The sequence below is a fragment of the Klebsiella sp. BIGb0407 genome (assembly GCF_024807845.1).
Taxonomy (GTDB): domain Bacteria; phylum Pseudomonadota; class Gammaproteobacteria; order Enterobacterales; family Enterobacteriaceae; genus JGM124.
The window spans coordinates 1,417,465-1,438,011 of record NZ_JANUEQ010000001.1; the positions used below are offsets into that span (position 1 = coordinate 1,417,465).

Below are 20,547 nucleotides of genomic sequence, written 5' to 3' on the forward strand. Positions count from 1 at the left end.
GCTAGCTGGCCAGCAATACTTACTGCGGTATACGGAGCTATCAGGTTATGCAGCTACTGCAACTCTCTCCAGACTCAACGGCGTTTCCTGCTCCAGAGAAAGCCTTGCGTGAGCCAAATGGCTTATTAGCCTTGGGGGGAGATCTGCATCCGGCACGTTTACTGGCAGCGTATCAGCGCGGTATTTTCCCGTGGTATTCACCGGGTGACCCTATTTTATGGTGGTCTCCTGATCCACGAGCGGTACTTCCTCCGGAACAGTTTCATCTAAGCCGCAGTATGAAACGCTTTCATCGCCATTCCCCCTATCAGGTAACGATGAATACGGCGTTTAATCAGGTTATTGCGGGTTGCACCGACGACCGAACGGATGGCACCTGGATAACACCGGATATTATCGCTGCATACGGGCGTTTGCATCAGCTGGGCCACGCGCATTCTATCGAAGTCTGGCAGGACGATGAACTGGTGGGGGGGATGTATGGCGTTGCTCAGGGGGCATTGTTTTGTGCTGAATCAATGTTTAGTCGCCGTATTAACGCTTCCAAAACGGCTTTACTTGTTTTCTGCCAGCACTTTATTCATTATGGCGGCAAATTAATTGACTGCCAGGTACTGAACGAACATACCGCGTCGCTGGGTGTCAGAGAAATTTCACGCCGCAATTATCTTGACCTGCTGGATTCACTCCGTTCAGTGCCAATTGATTCCGGTTGCTGGCATAAACAAAATCTAGCGTAATATGTTTCGGCACAATTTATTTGAGGGTGTTATAATCAGCGCCGCCAAGTGAATTTTGCCTGGTGTCCCCGCTGCCTTTTAGGATGAGTAATTAAAGGGAATACCCTCGATATTTATCACCTCAAAAATTCAGTACCCCATATGATGTGGTATTTAACGGTTTGCGGGTGGCAGGCAAAATGACTTTGCTGGTGAATTCACCAACAAGACTTTACATGATAAGAGAACTTCGGCATTATCTTGCCGGTTCAAACTATGGTAGCGATACCTCAGAGGATTAGATGGCCAAAGAAGACAATATTGAAATGCAGGGTACCGTTCTTGATACGTTACCTAACACCATGTTCCGCGTAGAGCTGGAAAACGGGCACGTGGTCACCGCTCACATCTCCGGCAAAATGCGTAAAAACTACATTCGTATTCTGACAGGCGACAAAGTCACCGTTGAGCTGACCCCCTACGATTTGAGCAAAGGCCGCATTGTCTTCCGTAGCCGTTGATCGCATTTCCCGTCGCTTAACTTAACCGGACTCAAATATTGTTATTATAAAGTTCGGATTGTCTGTCAGTTAAGCTTCTAAGAATGCCGCAATAGATAATATTGCGGCATTCTTTTTAACGGCTCAGGGGCAGAATATCTGCCCCTGAATCATTAACTGGAAGCTATACTACTCCCTCACCTGTCATTTATTCATGGCTTTTACCTGACAAGCTCGACATCGGCGTCACACGGGTGACCGAAGCATTCTGTCGATTCTCCCAGAGAACCGTAAGCGCTCGTTGTAAGGCAATGAAAATAAATAATAAGATCCCAATGGCTATTTTAGTCCACCATGAGCTTAGCGTGCCATCGAAGTTAATATAGGTCTGAATCAAACCTTGTATAGCCACCCCAAATAGTGTCCCCAGAACGGTACCCACACCACCACTTAATAACGTACCGCCGATCACCACTGACGCAATCGCATCCAGTTCAACACCGATACCTGATAAAGCGTAACCTGCCTGGGTATAAATAGAAAAGACAATTCCGGCAAGCGTCGCCAGCCCGCTGGACAGCATATAAATTCGGATAGTGACACTGCGGGTTGATATTCCCATCAGGCTGGCAGACGTCGCACTGCCCCCAAGGGCATAAACCTGATTACCAAACCGAGTACGATGAGCAAGAAAAATACCGATGACCACCACAGCCAGCATAATTAAAGCGAGAATACTTAAGCGTCCGCCACCAGGAATTTTCCACGCAAGCGTTGAGAGAGTGTCATAGACCGGGCTATCAATCGGGATTGATTCTTCTGACATTAAATAACTTAAACCCCGCAGGAAAAACATCCCTGCCAGAGTAATAATGAATGCCGGAATTTTAAGGGCGTCAATCAATAGCCCCATAAACGCGCCGAACATACAGCCCATCACCAGTATCAGCGGAAAAGCAATGAACGGAGAAATACCCCATAACGTGATAGCTTTGGCTAAAAAAACGCCGGTAAAAGCAATAACTGACCCGACAGAAAGATCAATGCCGCCTGAGATAATCACAAAGGTCATGCCAACCGCAATAATCCCCAGAAACGCATTATCCGTAAGAATATTACAAATGACACGGGTCGACGCAAAAGCAGGGAACTGTGTCAGACAATAGATATAGCCGAGAATAAATACACCTATTGTGATAATCAGCGGTAAATTACGTTTTATCATGATTGTACATTCTCTTGATGAGGGAGATAAAGCGTGGCGACTGGGCAATAAGCACACACAGAACAACAACAGCCTTCACGACCTGATTCAACTCCGGCTGAAATCCTGAGAGCAGGATCCCGGTATTCATCCCCTGGATAATAAGAGCACCAATAACGGAGAGAAACATATTAAACCGCCCTCCCATTAATGCCCCACCGCCGATAACAACCGCTAAGATGGCATCCAGTTCTAACCATAATCCCGCATTATTGGCATCTGCACCGCGAATATCGGCCATCACGATAATACCGGCAATCGCCGCACAGACCCCGCTCAGCACATAGGTTAAACACACCACCGTTTGCGTACGGACACCGGCATTTTTCGCGGCCCGAATATTAATACCGGTTGCTTCGATAAACATACCCAGAGCGGTTTTACGAATAAACAGCCAGAACACAATCAAAGTGACTAACGCGATGATGACCGGGGTGGGAAATAACAAGAAGCTACCGCTTCCCAACCAAGCCAGAGACGGAGAAGTGAAGGTGACGATTTGTCCTGAGGTTATCAGCTGTGCAACACCACGTCCGGCAACCATCAGGATAAGTGTTGCCACAAATGGCTGGATCTTGAGAACAGATACCAGGATACCGTTCCATAATCCCGCCAGAACGCCCGAGCCGATGGCAGCAAGAAGAACCACTGGCAGACTATGTCCTGCCACTGTCATAGAAGCAGCCGTTGCTCCTGCGATGGCCATAATAGCGCCAACTGAAAGGTCAATTCCCCCGGTAGCAATGACCAGCGTCATACCAATTGCCAGCAAAGCAACCGGTGCTGCACGGTTAAGAATATCAATCGGGCTACCAAAAAGCCGTCCATCCTGCAAAGTAATATTAAAAAAGTGGCTTGAAACCAGGCTATCTGCGACTAACACCAATAGCAGAGCTATGACCTGTGGTGTTCCTTTGGGCCAGGTGAACCTTCCTTTTAGCGATGCGGACTGAAAAAGAGATCTCACGTCATTCTCCTTATGCCGCTATGGCATTCATAATGGCCGTAACCGAAAGCTCGGCTAAAGGGATCTCGGCAATCTGTTTGAGATCTCGCATGACAATAACGCGATCGGCATAACCCACCAGCTCTTCAAGCTCTGATGAAATCACCAGCAAGGCGAGTCCGTCTGCGCAGAGGGTTTCAATCAAGCGAATAATTTCCGCGTGTGCGCCTACGTCAATTCCCCTGGTCGGCTCGTCGAGGATCAAGAATTGGGGTTTAGTCAGTAACCAGCGGGACAGTAATACTTTTTGCTGGTTCCCACCCGATAGCAGCTCTATTGGCTGATCTGCATTCGGCGTCCGGATACCCAATTGCCGAATAAACCGCTCGGAGATGGCCTGCTGTTCTTTACGTGAAATGGGTCTCAGCCAGCCACGCTGGGCTTGCAGAGCTAAAATAATATTCTCACTCACGGATGCCGCCCCAATGATGCCATCCGTTTTACGGTCTTCAGGACAGAAGCCCATACCCATACGAGAGGCAGAGGACGGTGATCGGAGACTGACAGGCTTACCTTTTATCCAGGCATTACCGCTATCGGCAGGTTTAATACCAAAAATAACTTCAGCTGTTTCTGTTCGCCCTGACCCTAACAACCCTGCCAGGCCAACGATTTCGCCCGGCCTGACTTGTAGATCGAAGGGATAAATCGTGCCTTTTTTACCAAAGTTTTTGAATTCAGCAATCGGTTTATCACTGAGCAGGGTACGTCCGGCCCGCTGTAATGCTTTGGTATCCAGCTCCTTGCCTAACATCATTTTGACCAGTTCTATCTGCGGTAATTTTTCAGTTTCGTGGCAGCCAACAAATTCTCCATTACGTAGCACCGTAATGCGATCGCTAACCTCATAAACCTGGTCCAAAAAGTGGGTAACAAAAATCAGGCTGATCCCCTGAGCACGCAGCTGGCGCATCAGAGTGAATAGCATTTCGACTTCCTGGCTATCAAGGCTGGCAGTCGGTTCATCAAGGATTAAGACTTTGGCAGAAAGATCGATTGCGCGGCAGATAGCAACAATCTGTTGCATTGCCACCGAAAAGCGGTTGAGTGGCTCGCGAACATCCAGCGAAAAGCCATAATCGGCCATCAGCTGAGTTGCCTGGGCCTCCATTTTTTTTCGGCAAATAAAGCCAAAGCGCCGTGGCTCGCGCCCAATAAAAAGATTATCTGCAATCGACATATTAGGCAGCAGATTCACTTCCTGATATACCGTGCCGATACCTAACTGCTGAGCATGTGCGGTATCACGTGGGGAAATGACGTTACCGTCAAGCCAGATAGTTCCATGACTGGCATGATAGACCCCGGTCAATGTTTTTATCAGGGTTGATTTTCCGGCGCCATTCTCACCCAGCAAGGCCATAATTTCCCCTTTTCTCAGGCTGAAATTAACATTGCTCAGCGCTTTGACGCCGGGAAATATTTTACTGAGTCCTTCGGTACGCAGGATCTCTCCATGCTGCTCCGCAGTCATATTACTCTCCTCGCTACAGCCAGCCCTCTTATAAAAGAGGGCTGTACCGTCACACTTCATGCCACCCGGGGATATTTCAACCATGCTTCAAGTTGCTTGGGCGTTGATTTCAACATCCTGTAAAGTCATCCTTTATCATCAATTAAATAAAATCAGCTTCTACAAGCAACTCGAATTCTTCAGGAGATATATACTTAATATCCCATATTTTTCTTTTTCTCTAACTCTGCTGCTGCGGTATCAGGCAAATAGAGAATTGATTCTGTAATAATAACTTTTTCAGGTGTCACGCCGTCTTTTTTAAATTTCTCCAGCGCATCAAAAGCCGGGCCAGCCATATTAGGTGTCAACTCAACACTGGCGTTTGCATCTTTATCAAGCATTGCTTTATAAATATCAGGAACACCATCTATTGAACCGGTAAGAATATCACTTCCTGGTTTCAGACCAGCCTCTTTGATTGCCTGAATAGCCCCTATAACCATATCGTCATTATGGGCATAGACCATGCAAATATTCTTGCCATTATTTTCTGCTTTAATAAAACTCTCCATGACTTCTTTGCCTTTACTACGCGTGAAGTCACCAGACTGAGAGCGGATTATTTTAATATTAGGTGCGCTGGCGATAGCGTCTGCGAAACCTTTTTTACGATCGATTGCCACGCTGGCACCCACGGTTCCCTGTAATTCGACGACATTACAAGGCTTACCATCCAAGGTTTTGATCAACCATTCACCGATAAGTTTTCCTTCCAGTTCGTTATCTGCTGTGACGGTCGTCATATAGAGTGACTTATCTTTTACGTCAATAGACCTGTCCAGTAAAAACACTGGAATTTCAGATTCTTTTGCTTCTTTTAATACCGGTTCCCAGCCTGTTGCAACAATAGGCGCGATGAAGATAGCATCGACTCCCTGAGCAATAAATGAACGAACGGCTTTGATCTGATTCTCTTGTTTTTGCTGAGCATCGGCGATTTTTAACGTAATACCACGCTTCTCAGCTTCACTTTTCGCTACGCTGGTTTCCGCTGCCCGCCATCCGGACTCAGATCCAACTTGAGAAAACCCGACCGTTAAGGGAGCAGCGATAACCATAGACGACATTGCTGCGGATACTGCAGTAACTAAAACCAGGCGCTTCCACATAATGAATCCTCATGAATGATGATTAATATTGGCTTAAACGTGTTTTACAAATATAAAATAAAACAAAACAACTCATTATGATGTGTCACAAATCGCAAAAATTTAATAACATTTATATAATTAACTAATATTTATTCCGACATTAAAAAAGCAACTGGCCATATGGATTTTTATACCGTCATTTACCGCCTTAGAATTAATCAGATATTAAAAATATATTTCACATTAGTGAACCTAGGCCGATAAATAATAATCAAGATTGACTACGGCCCTAGTTGTCATTTAAACGGTATGTTTTGCTTTCTGTTTATATCTGTCAAAGATAACCGCCGCCAGCAGAATCAAACCGCGAACCACATACTGTGAGAAAGGTGAAATGTTAAGTAAGTTCATGGCATTCTCAACAGTGCCGAGAATAAGTACCCCAGCCACGACATAGGAAATTTTTCCGATACCCCCTTTAAGCGATACGCCACCCAGTACGCAGGCAGAGATAACAATCAGTTCATAGCCGATAGAGGTCATCGGCTGCCCGCTGGTCATACGCGAAGCCAGAATAATTCCCGCCGCCGCCGCCACTAACCCGGAGAGGACAAAAATAATAATCTTGGTACGTACCACCGGCACACCAGCAAGTCTGGCAGCTTCTTCATTACCACCAATCGCCAGGGTATTGCGACCAAAAGTCGTTTTGTTCAGTAAAAAACCAAAGATAATCAGACAACCTATCGTCAGCCAGATAGGAGCTGGAAGTCCAAACCACGTCTCGTAACCTAAGGCGAAGAAACGCTCATCTTCAATCCCAACCGCCTTGCCATCAGAAATAATATAGGCCAGTCCACGGACGATCTGCATAGTGGCAAGCGTCGTAATCAGGGCATTAATCTTCAGACGAGCAATAACAAACCCGTTGACCAGCCCACTCAGCATGCCGAGTAATAGCCCTGCCGAAACGCCCAGCCACAAACTTTCTGTCATATTAATAACGACAGCGGTGGTCACACCGGCACAGGCAATAACGGAAGCGACCGACAGGTCAAAATCACCCGACGCCAGGCAGAATAGCATGCCACATGCCACCATTCCTGACATAGAAACGGCCAGCCCAAGTCCCTTAATATTGACGAAGGAGGCGAAGTTGGGCACAAAAATCGCGCAAACAATAAACAACACGGCAAAGACCACCAGCATGCCGTAGTTATCCCAGATACGACCGAGGCTGAAGACCGATTTGCGGGTAGCAGAGGTCGATAATGTAGACATTTTTTGCTCCTTAATTATACGGGCTCACTCTGTTTCGGCATCGCCAGACTGAGTGCCTGCTGTTCACTGCCCTCGGAATGTAATAATTCCCCGGCTATCTCGCCTTCACGCATAACGATAATTCTGTCAGCCAGGCCAAGGACTTCCGGTAAGTCGCTCGAGGCAAATAGCACTGCGACCCCCTGCTTCGCCAGGGCGTAAATAACGTTATAGATTTCATGTTTTGCTCCAACATCAATACCGCGGGTTGGCTCATCCAGCAAAATCACTTTCATCTCTTCTGATAACCAGCGTCCCAGAATGGCTTTTTGCTGATTCCCTCCCGAGAGATTCATAATCAGTTGCTCAGCTGAGGGAGTTTTAATATTCAGAGCACGGATATGTTTATCCGCGTTGTCCGCTTCCCACTGTTTATTGATATAGAAGCCTGCACCGACAGACTTACGTCTGGCGCTGATGTTGATATTGTCACGTACTGAATGAACCGGAATTATTCCGTCGGCTTTGCGGTCTTCCGGACAGAGCATCATTCCCGCCTGAATTGCATCACCGGGCTGGGTTATATTGATATCTATCCCATCAATAGAAACCTTACCGCCAGTAATACGTGTACCACCAAATAACCCTTTCATTAATTCACTTCGCCCGGCACCCACCAGGCCAAATAACCCGACAATTTCACCCCGGCGAACGGTAAGCGAGATAGGCGTTCGTACTCCGGGTGCTTTAACATTATCGAGTTTCAGACGCACAGCACCCTGCTCACGCGGCTGCCAGCCATAAATATCCCCAAGTTCACGCCCGACCATCGCCTGTACCAGCGAGTCATGATTAACTTGCTCCATATCGGTGAAGGTGGTCACATAGCGCCCATCCTTGAACACAGTGATGGCATCGCTGAGGGCGAAAATCTCTTCCATACGATGGGAAACATAAAGAATAACCCGACCTTCTTTACGCAGTTCACGAATAACGCGGAACAGATTGTCAATTTCGCGGCGTGACAATGAGCTGGTGGGTTCATCAAAGGCAATAACCTTGGCATTGCGCGCCAGTGCCTTGGCAATTTCTACCATCTGCCACTGCCCAATAGATAAATATTTGAGCGGGGTATCAGGGTCAATATCTAACCCTAAATGTTCCAGTTGTAATCTGGCTTCGTAATTGAGCAAAGATCGATTCACAATCCCGCTTTTATGAGGTAACTGACCGAGATAAATATTCTCCGCGACCGTCATTTCAGGGATCAGGTGTAACTCTTGATAAATAATTGCGACCCCGGCATTAAGTGCCGCTGGCGTATCGGCAAACGTCACCTCTTCACCACGCAAAATGATGCTGCCTTGTGTAGGTGAATAGTTACCACTGAGGATTTTTAACAGGGTTGACTTCCCTGCACCATTCTCTCCCATCAGCGCATGTATCTGACCGGAATAACAGTCAAAACTGATATCCTGCAATGCCTTTACACCCGGAAAGGTTTTGCTGATACCCCGAAATGAAAGATAAGGGGTGTGTGGTGTTTGCTGTTGCATACTGTCTCCAAGTTTACGTCATCGGCGGGGAGACTCTCCCCGCCGAGCGGCCATTTATCTGGAAGCTATTTACCACCCAGCCCTTTCTTATCGAGCTCTTCCTTAAAGTTGTCCCTTGTAATCAGTACCACATCCGTTACTTCGGTGAATTTTGGCGGTTCAGCACCTTTAGTTACCCACTCATAGAGCATTTCGCTACTCTTATAACCATGCACATCGGGGCTTGGCAGCAGAGAGCCGTAGAAACCGGTAGCCTGTTTTTTCGAGAGTTCGCTGATAGCATCAACGCCATTAATGCCAATACCGACAACATCTGCGGCTTTAAATCCCTGTCCTTCGGTAGCACGCACACCACCCAGCACCGTGTTATCGTTCATACCGACAATTAACCAGTGTTTCACTTCAGGATGCTGAACCAGCATGGAGTTAGCGGCATCGAAAGCGCCGGGAATATCGTTTGATTTAGTCGGAACTTTATAAATTTGTTTTTCCGGGAAGCCTGCTGTTTTCAGAGCATCCATCGAGCCTGAAGTACGACGACGCGCGGTATCCAGCTCATCCGCAGTAATGGCCATTACTGCCGTATTGTTCACGTCCCAGCCACGTTTTTGCATCTCCTGATATAACTCGAGTCCCTGACGCTCGCCAATTTTAGTGGCAGCCATCATCACCAATGGCACCGTATCCATCGGTTTTCCTTTGGCGGTAACAAACTGGTCATCAACGGCAATAACCTTCATGCCGTAGCTATTCGCTTTCGCTACGATAGCGGAACCCAGTTTTGGATCAGGCGTACAAATTACAAAACCTTTCGCGCCACTGGCTGCCAGACTATCGATGGCATTCAGCGTTTTTTCCCCATCAGGAACCGCGATTTTAATGACTTCAAACCCAAGATCTTTTCCTGCTTTATCGGCGAATTTCCATTCCGTCTGGAACCAGGGTTCCTCAGGTTGTTTCACCAAAAAACCGAGCTTCATTGTTTCTGCGATAGCGGATTGTGACATAACAGCGGTCAGGCCAATAATCGCCAGCGCTTTAGTAAATTTGTGCATGGCATGCTCCAGCTTGCTTGTAGGGTTTTTCAAGTAAGTTCGATTTAAAACAATGCATTAGCACTTATGAGAGAATTCTCAGATGCTGGTAATAGTTTTAACGGAAAATTAATCGTCCATATTTGAGCGGAGTCACATGGCAGAAATACAGTAATTCAGTGCATGAATTCAGCGATTATTACCATAAAAAAAACCGGAATTGTTAATGAACTAATCAGGTAATGGTTGAATTATCCATATGATCAGCAATTTCTCTCGCTGTAATAATTCGAGTTACAGGTAAGAAATTAAATAACGTTAATAATCTTCAGTAATATTTTAAAAATAATAAACCCTACTGGCAGATGACTCTTCAAGTCGCTTTAATTCAACTTACTTATTCCTGTATCCCACAGGAATAAGAGCCTATCCCATTAGGCGTATATTGTTGCAGTCAGTTTGGACACGGACAGCGCGGAAAAACCGGAGCGTACACGAAGTACGTGAGGATTTTGAGCACTGCCCAGGGCCAAAATGACAAATAAAATAGCCTAATGGGATAGGCTCTAAGTAAGAAATAGTCAGGATGATTCATATCCGGCACGGAATTCACTCGGGCTTGCGCCCGTTGACTTTTTAAAAACGCGCGAAAAATAGAGCTGATCTTCAAAACCGATATTTCGCCCGACACTGGCAATCGGCATTCGGGTGGTACTGAGCAGTAGTTTCGCCTGACTGATACGCTGATCTTCACGCCAGCTCAGAATGCTCACTCCCAGCTGATGGCGAAAAAGATGTGAAAGACGCGAAGCGGAAAGACAGACATGCTGAGCAACGCTTGCAATATCAAAATCACTGTCTGCCAGATGCTCACTGATATAATGGCAGGCATCCCGCACCCGGTTATCCAGTGGCGGGTGTAGCGTGGCATTTAACATCTCCATACGTCGCAGCAGCAACTGTTCCAGCAGATTAATCGCCAGTAATTCTGCATAGCGCCCTTCAGTCTGTCCGGCATCGATAATCTGCTGAAAGAGGTCAGAAAAATCAGCAATTCGCTGTTCATCGGGACGATAAAAACCCGTTTGTGCAAAAATAGGCTCCCAGTTTAGCCACTCCTGCCAGTAAGCCCGAGGACGAAAATAGACCCACTGGTGATACCACTCTTTACTCTGTGGAACTCGTCCGTAGTGATGAATTTCACCTGGAGGGAACAGTAACATGTCACCCGGTTTACAGATAAAGCTCTGCCCCTGGTTGTTAATAATCCCCTCACCACGAATGGTTAAATTGAGAATATAACCCTTCATTCCCAGCGGCCTGTCGATGAAAAAATCAAGGGGGCCGTCGGCCTCTATGGGCGTTAGTCCGGCGACAAGATGAGCGTTAAAGGAGTAGCCCGGTAACAGGGGATCATTTTGTATTTCAGCCATCGTGATATTCGCTCCAGTAAGAAAAACAGAAACCATTTGTCCATATCCATTTTTCGCGCTCATGCGGGACACAATGGGAAGTCAGAAAAGCCTGTATTTCTCGATAACGTCGTGTTTCATCTGTGGCTACGCAATGTCCGGCCGCAGAACAGCACCTTTAAAGCATAATTAGTTTTACTATATTTTTGCCAAATAAATCCATATCGAATATTTGCACAGCATCACAGTTTCTCCCTTAACAGCAATTTAGTCCATAAGTTCAGCGGATACAGCCTGACTCTTTTTAGCTACAAAATTTACTGTTCATGCATGTCTGTTTACTGTGCTGGAGTAAAAAATGTCAATTGCATTGGGTCTGGATTTTGGCAGTGATTCTGTAAGGGCATTAGCCGTTGATTGTCAAAACGGGACTGAACTGGCCACCAGCGTCGAGTGGTATCCGCGCTGGAAGGACGGACGCTACTGTAATGCGGCTAAAAATCAATTCCGTCACCATCCTCTGGATTATATCGAATCCATGGAGCGAGCCTTAGTTTCGGTTCTGGCTGAGCTCTCTCACGAACAACGGGCCGCTATTTCAGGTATTGGCGTGGATAGTACAGGCTCAACGCCTGCGCCGATTGATGCCAGCGGTAATGTACTGGCGCTGAATCCAGAATTCACCGATAACCCTAATGCCATGTTTGTGTTGTGGAAAGATCATACCGCTGTTGAAGAGGCCGATGAGATAACTCGTCTATGCCACCAGCCCGATAAGGTTGATTACTCGCGCTATATTGGCGGTACCTACTCCAGTGAGTGGTTCTGGGCAAAAATCTTGCATGTCACCCGGGTGGATGCCGCCGTTGCTGAGGCTGCCGTATCCTGGATTGAACTCTGTGACTGGGTTCCAGCCCTGCTCTCAGGTACCACACGTCCGCAGGATATTCGCCGCGGACGCTGTAGCGCCGGGCATAAAAGTTTATGGCATGAAAGCTGGGGAGGATTACCGCCCGCCTCTTTCTTTGATGAACTGGATCCAATAATTAATCAGCATCTTAGCCAGCCGCTGTTCACTGAAACCTGGACTGCTGATATCCCTGTCGGCCACCTGAGCCCTGAGTGGGCTGCACGCCTTGGGTTATCTGAAAATGTCGTGATTTCTGGCGGAGCATTCGACTGCCATATGGGTGCAGTGGGTGCCGGAGCCCAGCCTAACACGCTGGTGAAAGTTATCGGGACATCCACCTGCGATATTCTGATTGCTGATTATACGACCGTAGGCGAGCGGGCAATCAAGGGGATCTGTGGTCAGGTCGACGGTAGCGTTATCCCTGATTTTGTTGGCCTGGAGGCCGGACAGTCCGCCTTCGGTGATATCTATGCCTGGTTTAGCCGCGTTCTCTGCTGGCCGCTGGACAGACTGGCGCAAGAACATCCTGAACTTAGTGAACAAATTAATGCCAGCAAAAAAGCTTTGCTCCCGGCGCTGACCGAAGACTGGGCAAAGCAGCCTTCACTGGAGCATCTGCCGGTGATCCTCGACTGGTTTAATGGCCGCCGCACACCCGATGCCAACCAGCGTCTGAAAGGTGTTATCACCGATTTAAATCTTGCGACCGATGCGCCCGCTCTCTTCGGTGGACTTATCGCCGCAACAGCATTCGGAGCACGCGCCATTATGGAGTGTTTCACCGAACAGAATATTCCGGTGACAAACGTCATCACGCTGGGCGGTATCGCACGTAAATCACCGGTGATTATGCAGGTCTGCTGCGATGTGCTGAACCGCCCGGTACAGATTGCCGCATCCGATCAGTGTTGTGCTCTGGGCGCCGCTATCTTCGCTGCAGTCGCCGCGGGCTACCACCCCGATATCTCCAGTGCCCAGAAAGCGATGGCCTGTCAAATCGAACGGACATTGCAACCTGTCCCTCAACGCGCTGAACAATTTGAACAGCTCTATCGCCGTTACCAGCAATGGGCCAACAGTGCAGAGCAACATTATCTTCCCCCAGTCCCTGCCCTTTCTGCTCGCGCAGACTAACCGGCTGTGGCCGCCCTTTAAGGATAAAACGATGACTATTTTTAATAATTATGAAGTGTGGTTCGTGATTGGCAGTCAGCATTTATATGGCCCGGAAACGCTGCGTCAGGTCACTCAGCATGCTGAACAGGTAGTGAAGTCCCTGAACACCGACGCAAAGTTACCCTGCAAGCTGGTACTCAAGCCGCTCGGTATCCGTCCGGATGACATCACCGGCATCTGTCGTGATGCCAGCCATGATGAGAGATGTGCCGGGATGATCGTCTGGCTGCATACATTCTCGCCGGCAAAAATGTGGATTAACGGCCTCACTATCCTGAATAAACCGTTATTACAGTTCCATACCCAGTTCAATGCGCAAATTCCGTGGGGCAGCATTGATATGGACTTTATGAACCTGAACCAGACCGCCCATGGCGGCCGTGAATTTGGCTTTATTGGTGCCCGCATGCGTCAGCAGCATAGCGTAGTGACCGGTCACTGGCAGGATCCGCAGGCTCATCAGCGTATTGGTTCATGGATGCGGCAGGCCGTTTCCAGACAGGATACCCGCTTACTTAAAGTAGCCCGATTTGGCGACAATATGCGCGAAGTTGCTGTGACCGATGGCGATAAAGTTGCCGCCCAAATTAAGTTTGGCTTCTCAGTGAATACCTGGGCCGTGGGCGACCTGGTTGCGGTGGTAAATGCCGTCAGCGACGGAGATATCAGTGCCCTGGTCGATGAATATGAACAAAGCTATCGCCTGACACCGGCGGCACAAATTCACGGTGATAAACGCCAGAATGTCATCGATGCGGCACGCATAGAGCTGGGAATGGAACGCTTCCTGAAAGAGGGAGGATTCCATGCTTTTACCACCACATTTGAAGATCTTCATGGCTTAAAGCAACTTCCGGGCCTCGCCGTACAGCGCCTGATGCAGAAGGGGTACGGGTTTGCCGGCGAAGGTGACTGGAAGACCGCTGCGCTGCTACGCATTATGAAGGTCATGGCGACAGGCCTGCCGGGCGGGACTTCGTTTATGGAGGACTACACCTATAACTTTGAGAACGGCAACGATATCGTCCTTGGTTCTCATATGCTGGAAGTGTGCCCGACTATTGCCACGGATGAAAAACCGATTCTCGATGTGCAGTTCCTCGGCATTGGCGGTAAAGAAGATCCTGCTCGTCTTATTTTCGCCTCCAAAACGGGCCCGGCCGTGAATGCCAGCCTGATTGATCTCGGTGACCGTTTCCGCCTGCTGGTGAACTGCGTCGATTCGGTAGAGATGCCTCATGCCTTACCAAAACTGCCGGTCGCCAATGCGTTATGGAAAGCGCAGCCAGACCTGCCAACAGCTTCTGAAGCTTGGATCCTCGCCGGAGGCGCACACCATACGGTATTCAGCCACGCGCTCGATCTTGATGATATGCGTCTTTTTGCCGAGCTGCATGATATTGAAATTGCGGTTATCGACAATGATACACAGCTCCCTGCGTTTAAAGACGCCCTGCGCTGGAACGAAGTGTATTACCACTTTAAACGTTAACTCAGGCAGCCCCTCTCTGAGGGGCTTCTTCTTTTAAGGAGAACATCATGTTTGAACAACTTAAACGCCAGGTTCTCAAAGCTAATCTGGCCCTGCCAGAACATAATCTGGTGACGCTCACCTGGGGTAACGTCAGTGCCGTCGATCGCGAGCAGGGAGTGCTGGTTATCAAACCTTCAGGCGTCGACTATCGCGCCATGAAAGCCGAGGATATGGTGGTTGTCAGTCTGGAAACAGGCAAAGTGGTCGAAGGGTCCAAAAAACCGTCGTCAGATACTCCGACTCATCGCCTGCTTTATCTGCGTTTTCCGAATATTGGCGGTATCGTTCATACCCACTCGCGTCATGCCACTATATGGGCGCAGGCCGGGCAAGCGATTCCGGCAACCGGAACAACACAAGCTGATTATTTCTACGGTGCAATTCCCTGTACCCGCAAAATGACCGATGACGAAATTAACGGTGAGTATGAGTGGCAGACAGGCGAGCTGATCGCCAGTATGTTTGATGAGCGCGGAATCGACCCGATGCAGATACCCGGCGTACTGGTTCATTCTCACGGGCCTTTTGCCTGGGGGAGCAATGCTGAAGATGCGGTACACAATGCCATCGTCATGGAAGAAGTGGCTTATATGGGGATTTTCTGCCGCCAGCTAAACCCTGAGCTACCTGCTATGCAGCAGACATTGCTGGATAAACATTACTTGCGCAAACACGGCGCAAAAGCCTACTACGGGCAATAATCCGGAGGACTGGTTAAGAACCTCAGGAGTATTGAGATTCTTAGCCAGCGTTGCCACCATCACCGCCTTTACCTCCATCACCCCCTTTGCCTCCTTCACCACCTTTGCTTCCTTTGCCACCCTTTCCTCCTAACCAACCATTAGCACCGTCAGCTCCATTAGCTCCGTTAGACCCATTGGTTTGATGTGATGGAACAGGTGTTTTTTGTGCATAAGAAGTCGACACTGTAAAAATTGAGGAAAGCAAAATAATTGCTATAAAACTTTTTTCCCTGTTCATTTCATTAGTCCTTTTTTAATCAAAACAAGATTAATCACCAATATGATTGCATTTTCAGAAGTAAAGTTCATAAACAGCATCCTAAACCAGATCAAAATCACAAAATATCTTCATGGAGATAGTCAAACAACAGGGAGAGAAAAGTGCGTCATAGAATGTAAAAATCGTTTCCGAAAACGAATATCCATGCGAATCAGAGTACTGACACTCCGCATCGTATCTGGCAGACAAAAACAGTTTTTTTGATATATTTCGCTATTCAGGTGGTAAACAATTTATCCGCTGTCGTTCAAGCAATCAGAAACCATAAATACAGTTCAATTTAATACGGTAATACTCAGGGAAGACCGTAGGTGCCACGGAAAAGGTATGTCTGATAAGAAAGCAAAAGGAAGCGCAAAAAGTACTCCAACTCCGCATGATCTGGTTTTTAAACAGTTTTTAACCCACCCCGATACTGCCCGGGATTTTATGCAACTGCATCTGCCAGCAGAGTTGCAAGCTATCTGTGATTTCAGCACGCTGAAACTGGAGTCTGGAAACTTTGTTGAGGAAGATCTGCGACCCTACTTCAGCGACGTACTTTATAGCCTGAAAACAACGGCCGCTGATAATTCGTATATCCATGTCCTTATCGAACACCAGTCCTCACCTGACAGGCATATGGCGTTCCGGTTACTTCGTTACGCAGTTGCTGCCATGCAACGTCATCTGGATGCCGGGCATAAAAAACTGCCGCTGGTGATACCCGTCCTGTTTTACACTGGTAAACGTAGTCCATACCCATATTCAACGCGATGGCTGGATGAGTTTAACCTCCCTGAACAGGCAGAAAGGCTCTACAGCGGCAATTTTCCACTGGTTGATATTACGGTGATACCTGATGAAGATATAATGCGCCACCGAAGTATGGCTGCACTCTCGCTGCTGCAGAAACATATTCATAGACGGGATCTCACAGAGCTGCTGGATAACCTGGCGACCCTGCTCGTGACAGAATACATGACAGGACAGCAGCTAGTTTCACTGATAAACTATTTGGTACAGGCTGGTGAAACACCTGATGCAGAAGCCTTTGTACGTGAACTGGCACAACGCGCGCCACAACATGAGGATGCACTAATGACAATTGCACAACAGCTTGAACAGAGGGGCATTGAGAAAGGCATTGAGAAAGGCATTGAGAAAGGCAAACTTGAAGTTGCCCGAACCATGCTGGATAACGGTCTTGACCATAACACCATCATGAAATTAACAGGGCTGACCGAAGAACACCTTGCGCATCTCCGTCACTGATTGTTCCCTGGTCTGCTCCCTGCCTGAAGAGCAGCTTATACTGATAAGACAGAGCAATATCTAGTTCAGCCTTCCACCCATAGCGATGGAATAACTTCGCCACTGGATAATTTCTGACGGGCTTTGTGCACCTCTACCCGCCAAAAGTTAAAAGCTTTTTATTTTAATTTAAAGAATGCCTGTTGTTTTAGTCTCGTCAATCCAGGTTCTGAATTCCTCGAGTAAATCATCATACAATTTTTCATCGCTGATCGAACCAAAATCGTCCATCGCAAAAAAATGGGTATTATCGACACGTCGGTCGGTGAAATCATCAAGGTTCTTAAGAATACCGTAGTTTGAACCACCCAGCCCCACGAACTTCCAGAAAATAGGATAGTTGGCGGAGCGGCGAATAGCATCCTTGATTGCCCGAGTTTTGCTTATTCCACCATCCGTAATAAAGACGATATAAACTGGAATCGTTGAATCTTTGAAATAATCGATAATTTCTTCCATCACTGGCGGCTCATTATTCGTGCCTCCCAGGCCAGGCAGATTCTCCCATGCTGAGCGCTTTCCCGTACTCTGAATGGTTCTAATATAATCGTCTAAATTATCCAGGGTAACATTAGGGTATTTTTTGTGTTTCTCACCAAAACCCCAGACATCCATTTCGCCATCATCATCAAACTGCGCTGCAAGAACAGCGATACGGTCTAATACGGACTGAACGTTACCCTTTTTAAATTGACCGCTCATTGAGCCGGATGCATCCAGAACAAAAGCCACCGCGGCTTCCAGTGTATCCAGTTTGTTTTTTGCCAGGCTAACAGTCGCCTTTTTCGCCAGGCTTATAAGGCGTGGAGATTTACTTTCAAGTTTTTTCTCCAGACTGATACGCGTTACTTCAGCGGGCTCTGGAGAAGGCTTAGCGACATCTACGCCAAAGCTAATCGCTAAGGGTTCAAGACCCCCATTAAAGCCCTGACCTAGTGCTCGAAGTTTCCAGGCCCCATTATGGCGATATACTTCAGCCAGAATGATCGCTTTTTCACTTCGTCCTTTCGTTTCAGTGTTAAATTCAGCAATGCCTGGTGCCTGTATGCTCAACAAAGTCAGGCCGCTAACCGTATCGTTACCGTCAATGACAACTGTAATGGCTATTTTGGCTATAGTGCCAGGAACACGATCCAGTGCTATTTCGACACTGGATTGTTGATGGCCGGTTACAAGCTTTACTGAACCTTCCGGGGATGACAGGTTATTATAAAAAATAAAATCCGTGTCGCCACTGACTTTCCCCTGAGCATTCAACATAAATAAGCAAGTATCTGGCTCGCCATTAAAACCTGTTGTTGTAGGATACAATAGGTTCAGTTTGATAAAGGAACCCTGCAAAGGAATATTTTGTCCGGATTGTAATTTCATCAATATATACCCTAAGTAATTCCTGAATTAATAACTGTAATCACTGCCACTTTAATTTGGGTGCAAGTCTGACTGCCAACGTGAATATTGATAATATTGCAGGAATAACAGCCTAATTGAACTACCATCCTTCCTCTTTGCCATACCTGACACCCTATAAAAAACCCGGCATCATCGCCGGGCTTTCAATCTTATAGCAAGTGACTTCTGTTAAGAGGCATTGATACCGTACTGGGCACAAACAGATCCCAGTCCACCGGCATAACCCTGACCGACAGCCCTGAATTTCCACTCGGCATTGTGGCGATACAGCTCACCAAACAGCATTGCGGTTTCGGTAGACGCATCTTCTGTCAAATCATAGCGAGCAACCTCGGTCTGATTATCATCATTAACCAGACGAATAAAGGCACCAGAAACCTGGCCAAAACTCTGGCGACGGGTAGTCGCATCATGGATGGTGACAACGAAGATAACCTTATCAACATCAGCCGGTACGGCATCCAGCTTAATTTTCAGCGATTCGTCATCACCATCACCTTCGCCGGTACGGTTATCACCGGTATGGGTTACTGAGCCATCTGAAGATGTCAGGTTGTTATAAAAGATAAAATCGGCGTCACTGCGAACTTTGCCATTTGCGGCCAGCAGAAATGCTGACGCATCAAGGTCAAAGTCCTGACCATCAGTTGAACGTGCATCCCAGCCAAGTCCCACCAGAACATTTTTCATTGTTGGTGCAGCTTTACTCAGGGATACGTTTCCGCCTTTGGAAAGAGAAACACTCATAAAATAACCTCTTCGATTAGTGATGGGTTTAAGTTAACAGTTAGGGGATTATTTCCCCTTGTTCTCTGAATCAGGTTGGCCTGGGAACATAATACTTGCAATGATCCCCAGTGCCAGGACACCCAGTACAACATACAGACTGGTCGTGGCAGCAATGCTGTAACCATGGTGCCAGATATGATCTGTTGCATTAAGACCTAATTTTGCGGCAATAAAGAACAGCAGTACGATAACGGCTTTTTCCAGATGAACCAGATACTGCTTCAGTGCCTCAAGTACAAAATACAACGTACGCAGACCGAGGATAGCAAACATCATTGCGCTGTAGACAATAAGCGGTTCACGACTGACAGCAATGATTGCCGGTACAGAGTCGAATGCAAACATGACATCAGAAAGTTCAACCACCGCCACACACAGGAACAAAGGAGTGGCATACAAAGCGGCTTTTTTACCTCGACCAATAGTCACGTCACTGTTTTCTGGTTTTGCCAGTTCGGCATCCACTTCTTTCTGATTCAACAGAAATGCATGACCTGTCAGTTTCGGCCAGATAGGAAAGAAGCGTTTAACCATGCGGTACGCCAAGTGCTGGGAGTAATCTTCAATTTCGTCGTTGTCATCACCACTTTTCAGCATCATGACCGCAGTCCAGGCAACAATGATAGCGAAAATAACTTCAACGTATGGCCCAAGGCTAAGCAGACTCGTACCAATGGCGACGAAAATACCCCTGAACACAATAGCGCCAATGACCCCCCAGTAAAGAACACGATGACGATAGCGATCCGGTACCGCGAACCAAGAGAAGATAGCCATCATGACAAACAAGTTATCAACGGATAGTACTTTCTCCAGAGCGTAACCTGTCACGAACAGGCTTGCGACTTCGGCACCATGATGGACATAGAGGAAACCGGCAAATGCCATCGCAACTGCAACCCAGAATACAGACCAGAGTGCAGCACTCTTTAGAGAGATTGGCTTGTCATGTCGGTGCATAAACAAGTCAATCAAGATGGCACCGACTGATAAAGCAATAAAAACAATGACGGTTTCAGTCGGGAAACCAATATGTGTTGAAACCATT

The 20,547-nt window shown here is 47.4% G+C and carries 18 protein-coding genes; 6 read left to right on the forward strand and 12 right to left on the reverse strand.

Going from position 1 to position 20,547, the window contains the following annotated elements; genetic code table 11:
- Positions 1-47: 47 nt before the first annotated feature.
- Both aat and infA read left to right on the forward strand, forming a co-directional pair.
- The gene (gene aat, locus M2387_RS06550; RefSeq protein WP_259048003.1) at positions 48-740 is read left to right on the forward strand and encodes a leucyl/phenylalanyl-tRNA--protein transferase; all 693 of its coding nucleotides are present in this window, start codon (positions 48-50) and stop codon (positions 738-740) included.
- A 281-nt stretch (positions 741-1,021) separates the two neighbouring features.
- Positions 1,022-1,240 carry a translation initiation factor IF-1 gene (gene infA / locus M2387_RS06555; protein ID WP_002211347.1) on the forward strand — a complete coding sequence of 73 codons (219 nt, stop codon included), beginning with the start codon at positions 1,022-1,024 and terminating at the stop codon, positions 1,238-1,240.
- A gap of 187 nt (positions 1,241-1,427) precedes the next feature.
- Here the strand turns inward: infA and yjfF are convergent, their stop codons facing one another.
- The 8 genes from yjfF to araC all read right to left on the reverse strand — a co-directional run bounded on the left by yjfF (position 1,428) and on the right by araC (position 11,379).
- Positions 1,428-2,444, reverse strand: a complete 1,017-nt coding sequence (yjfF, locus tag M2387_RS06560; RefSeq protein ID WP_259048008.1) for a galactofuranose ABC transporter, permease protein YjfF — start codon at positions 2,442-2,444, stop codon at positions 1,428-1,430.
- Complete coding sequence (gene ytfT / locus M2387_RS06565) at positions 2,431-3,450, reverse strand: galactofuranose ABC transporter, ATP-binding protein YtfT (RefSeq protein WP_259048010.1); 1,020 nt, start codon at positions 3,448-3,450, stop codon at positions 2,431-2,433. The genes yjfF and ytfT overlap by 14 nt, the downstream gene beginning before the upstream one ends.
- 10 nt (positions 3,451-3,460) lie before the next feature.
- Positions 3,461-4,963: a sugar ABC transporter ATP-binding protein gene (locus tag M2387_RS06570; RefSeq protein WP_259048011.1), complete on the reverse strand. Its 1,503-nt coding sequence runs from the start codon at positions 4,961-4,963 to the stop codon at positions 3,461-3,463.
- Between the two features lie 194 nt (positions 4,964-5,157).
- Positions 5,158-6,114 carry a galactofuranose ABC transporter, galactofuranose-binding protein YtfQ gene (ytfQ, locus tag M2387_RS06575; RefSeq protein ID WP_259048013.1) on the reverse strand — a complete coding sequence of 319 codons (957 nt, stop codon included), beginning with the start codon at positions 6,112-6,114 and terminating at the stop codon, positions 5,158-5,160.
- 282 nt (positions 6,115-6,396) lie between these two features.
- The gene (gene araH, locus M2387_RS06580) at positions 6,397-7,377 is read right to left on the reverse strand and encodes an L-arabinose ABC transporter permease AraH (protein ID WP_259048015.1); all 981 of its coding nucleotides are present in this window, start codon (positions 7,375-7,377) and stop codon (positions 6,397-6,399) included.
- Between the two features lie 14 nt (positions 7,378-7,391).
- The gene (araG, locus tag M2387_RS06585) at positions 7,392-8,912 is read right to left on the reverse strand and encodes an L-arabinose ABC transporter ATP-binding protein AraG (protein WP_259048017.1); all 1,521 of its coding nucleotides are present in this window, start codon (positions 8,910-8,912) and stop codon (positions 7,392-7,394) included.
- A gap of 65 nt (positions 8,913-8,977) precedes the next feature.
- The gene (locus tag M2387_RS06590) at positions 8,978-9,967 is read right to left on the reverse strand and encodes an arabinose ABC transporter substrate-binding protein (protein WP_259048019.1); all 990 of its coding nucleotides are present in this window, start codon (positions 9,965-9,967) and stop codon (positions 8,978-8,980) included.
- 560 nt (positions 9,968-10,527) lie between these two features.
- Positions 10,528-11,379 carry an arabinose operon transcriptional regulator AraC gene (araC, locus tag M2387_RS06595; protein WP_259048020.1) on the reverse strand — a complete coding sequence of 284 codons (852 nt, stop codon included), beginning with the start codon at positions 11,377-11,379 and terminating at the stop codon, positions 10,528-10,530.
- Between the two features lie 337 nt (positions 11,380-11,716).
- On the opposite strand from araC, the gene M2387_RS06600 reads away from it, so the two are divergent.
- Genes M2387_RS06600 through araD form a run of 3 tightly spaced genes read left to right on the forward strand, consistent with a single transcriptional unit; the run spans position 11,717 to position 15,682 of the window.
- Entirely contained in the window at positions 11,717-13,405 is a 1,689-nt protein-coding gene (locus M2387_RS06600; RefSeq protein ID WP_259048023.1) for a ribulokinase, read from the forward strand.
- A gap of 31 nt (positions 13,406-13,436) precedes the next feature.
- Positions 13,437-14,939 carry an L-arabinose isomerase gene (araA, locus tag M2387_RS06605; protein ID WP_259048024.1) on the forward strand — a complete coding sequence of 501 codons (1,503 nt, stop codon included), beginning with the start codon at positions 13,437-13,439 and terminating at the stop codon, positions 14,937-14,939.
- Positions 14,940-14,986: 47 nt separating this feature from the next.
- Complete coding sequence (gene araD, locus M2387_RS06610) at positions 14,987-15,682, forward strand: L-ribulose-5-phosphate 4-epimerase (protein WP_259048025.1); 696 nt, start codon at positions 14,987-14,989, stop codon at positions 15,680-15,682.
- A 40-nt stretch (positions 15,683-15,722) separates the two neighbouring features.
- On the opposite strand, the gene M2387_RS06615 is transcribed toward araD, so the two are convergent.
- A complete protein-coding gene (locus M2387_RS06615; RefSeq protein ID WP_259048026.1) occupies positions 15,723-15,962 on the reverse strand; it encodes a hypothetical protein in 240 nt (79 codons plus the stop codon).
- 369 nt (positions 15,963-16,331) lie between these two features.
- On the opposite strand from M2387_RS06615, the gene M2387_RS06620 reads away from it, so the two are divergent.
- Positions 16,332-17,258, forward strand: coding sequence for an Rpn family recombination-promoting nuclease/putative transposase (locus M2387_RS06620; protein WP_259048027.1), 927 nt, complete (start codon positions 16,332-16,334; stop codon positions 17,256-17,258).
- A gap of 168 nt (positions 17,259-17,426) precedes the next feature.
- Here the strand turns inward: M2387_RS06620 and M2387_RS06625 are convergent, their stop codons facing one another.
- The 3 genes from M2387_RS06625 to terC all read right to left on the reverse strand — a co-directional run bounded on the left by M2387_RS06625 (position 17,427) and on the right by terC (position 20,546).
- Positions 17,427-18,668, reverse strand: a complete 1,242-nt coding sequence (locus tag M2387_RS06625) for a vWA domain-containing protein (RefSeq protein WP_259048028.1) — start codon at positions 18,666-18,668, stop codon at positions 17,427-17,429.
- Between the two features lie 210 nt (positions 18,669-18,878).
- Positions 18,879-19,457 (reverse strand): tellurium resistance membrane protein TerD, encoded by a 579-nt coding sequence (gene terD / locus M2387_RS06630; RefSeq protein WP_259048029.1) that lies wholly within the window; start codon positions 19,455-19,457, stop codon positions 18,879-18,881.
- A 48-nt stretch (positions 19,458-19,505) separates the two neighbouring features.
- Positions 19,506-20,546 (reverse strand): tellurium resistance membrane protein TerC, encoded by a 1,041-nt coding sequence (gene terC / locus M2387_RS06635; RefSeq protein ID WP_259048031.1) that lies wholly within the window; start codon positions 20,544-20,546, stop codon positions 19,506-19,508.
- Between the last annotated feature and the right edge of the window lies 1 nt (position 20,547).

Bases quoted from the DNA above. Each gene is read 5' to 3' on its own strand.
- aat (WP_259048003.1), top strand. From the start codon at position 48: ATGCAGCTACTGCAACTCTCTCCAGACTCAACGGCGTTTCCTGCTCCA.
- infA (WP_002211347.1), top strand. From the start codon at position 1,022: ATGGCCAAAGAAGACAATATTGAAATGCAGGGTACCGTTCTTGATACG.
- yjfF (WP_259048008.1), bottom strand. From the start codon at position 2,444: ATGATAAAACGTAATTTACCGCTGATTATCACAATAGGTGTATTTATT.
- M2387_RS06570 (WP_259048011.1), bottom strand. From the start codon at position 4,963: ATGACTGCGGAGCAGCATGGAGAGATCCTGCGTACCGAAGGACTCAGT.
- ytfQ (WP_259048013.1), bottom strand. From the start codon at position 6,114: ATGTGGAAGCGCCTGGTTTTAGTTACTGCAGTATCCGCAGCAATGTCG.
- araH (WP_259048015.1), bottom strand. From the start codon at position 7,377: ATGTCTACATTATCGACCTCTGCTACCCGCAAATCGGTCTTCAGCCTC.
- araG (WP_259048017.1), bottom strand. From the start codon at position 8,912: ATGCAACAGCAAACACCACACACCCCTTATCTTTCATTTCGGGGTATC.
- M2387_RS06590 (WP_259048019.1), bottom strand. From the start codon at position 9,967: ATGCACAAATTTACTAAAGCGCTGGCGATTATTGGCCTGACCGCTGTT.
- araC (WP_259048020.1), bottom strand. From the start codon at position 11,379: ATGGCTGAAATACAAAATGATCCCCTGTTACCGGGCTACTCCTTTAAC.
- M2387_RS06600 (WP_259048023.1), top strand. From the start codon at position 11,717: ATGTCAATTGCATTGGGTCTGGATTTTGGCAGTGATTCTGTAAGGGCA.
- araA (WP_259048024.1), top strand. From the start codon at position 13,437: ATGACTATTTTTAATAATTATGAAGTGTGGTTCGTGATTGGCAGTCAG.
- araD (WP_259048025.1), top strand. From the start codon at position 14,987: ATGTTTGAACAACTTAAACGCCAGGTTCTCAAAGCTAATCTGGCCCTG.
- M2387_RS06615 (WP_259048026.1), bottom strand. From the start codon at position 15,962: ATGAACAGGGAAAAAAGTTTTATAGCAATTATTTTGCTTTCCTCAATT.
- M2387_RS06620 (WP_259048027.1), top strand. From the start codon at position 16,332: ATGTCTGATAAGAAAGCAAAAGGAAGCGCAAAAAGTACTCCAACTCCG.
- M2387_RS06625 (WP_259048028.1), bottom strand. From the start codon at position 18,668: ATGAAATTACAATCCGGACAAAATATTCCTTTGCAGGGTTCCTTTATC.
- terD (WP_259048029.1), bottom strand. From the start codon at position 19,457: ATGAGTGTTTCTCTTTCCAAAGGCGGAAACGTATCCCTGAGTAAAGCT.
- terC (WP_259048031.1), bottom strand. From the start codon at position 20,546: ATGGTTTCAACACATATTGGTTTCCCGACTGAAACCGTCATTGTTTTT.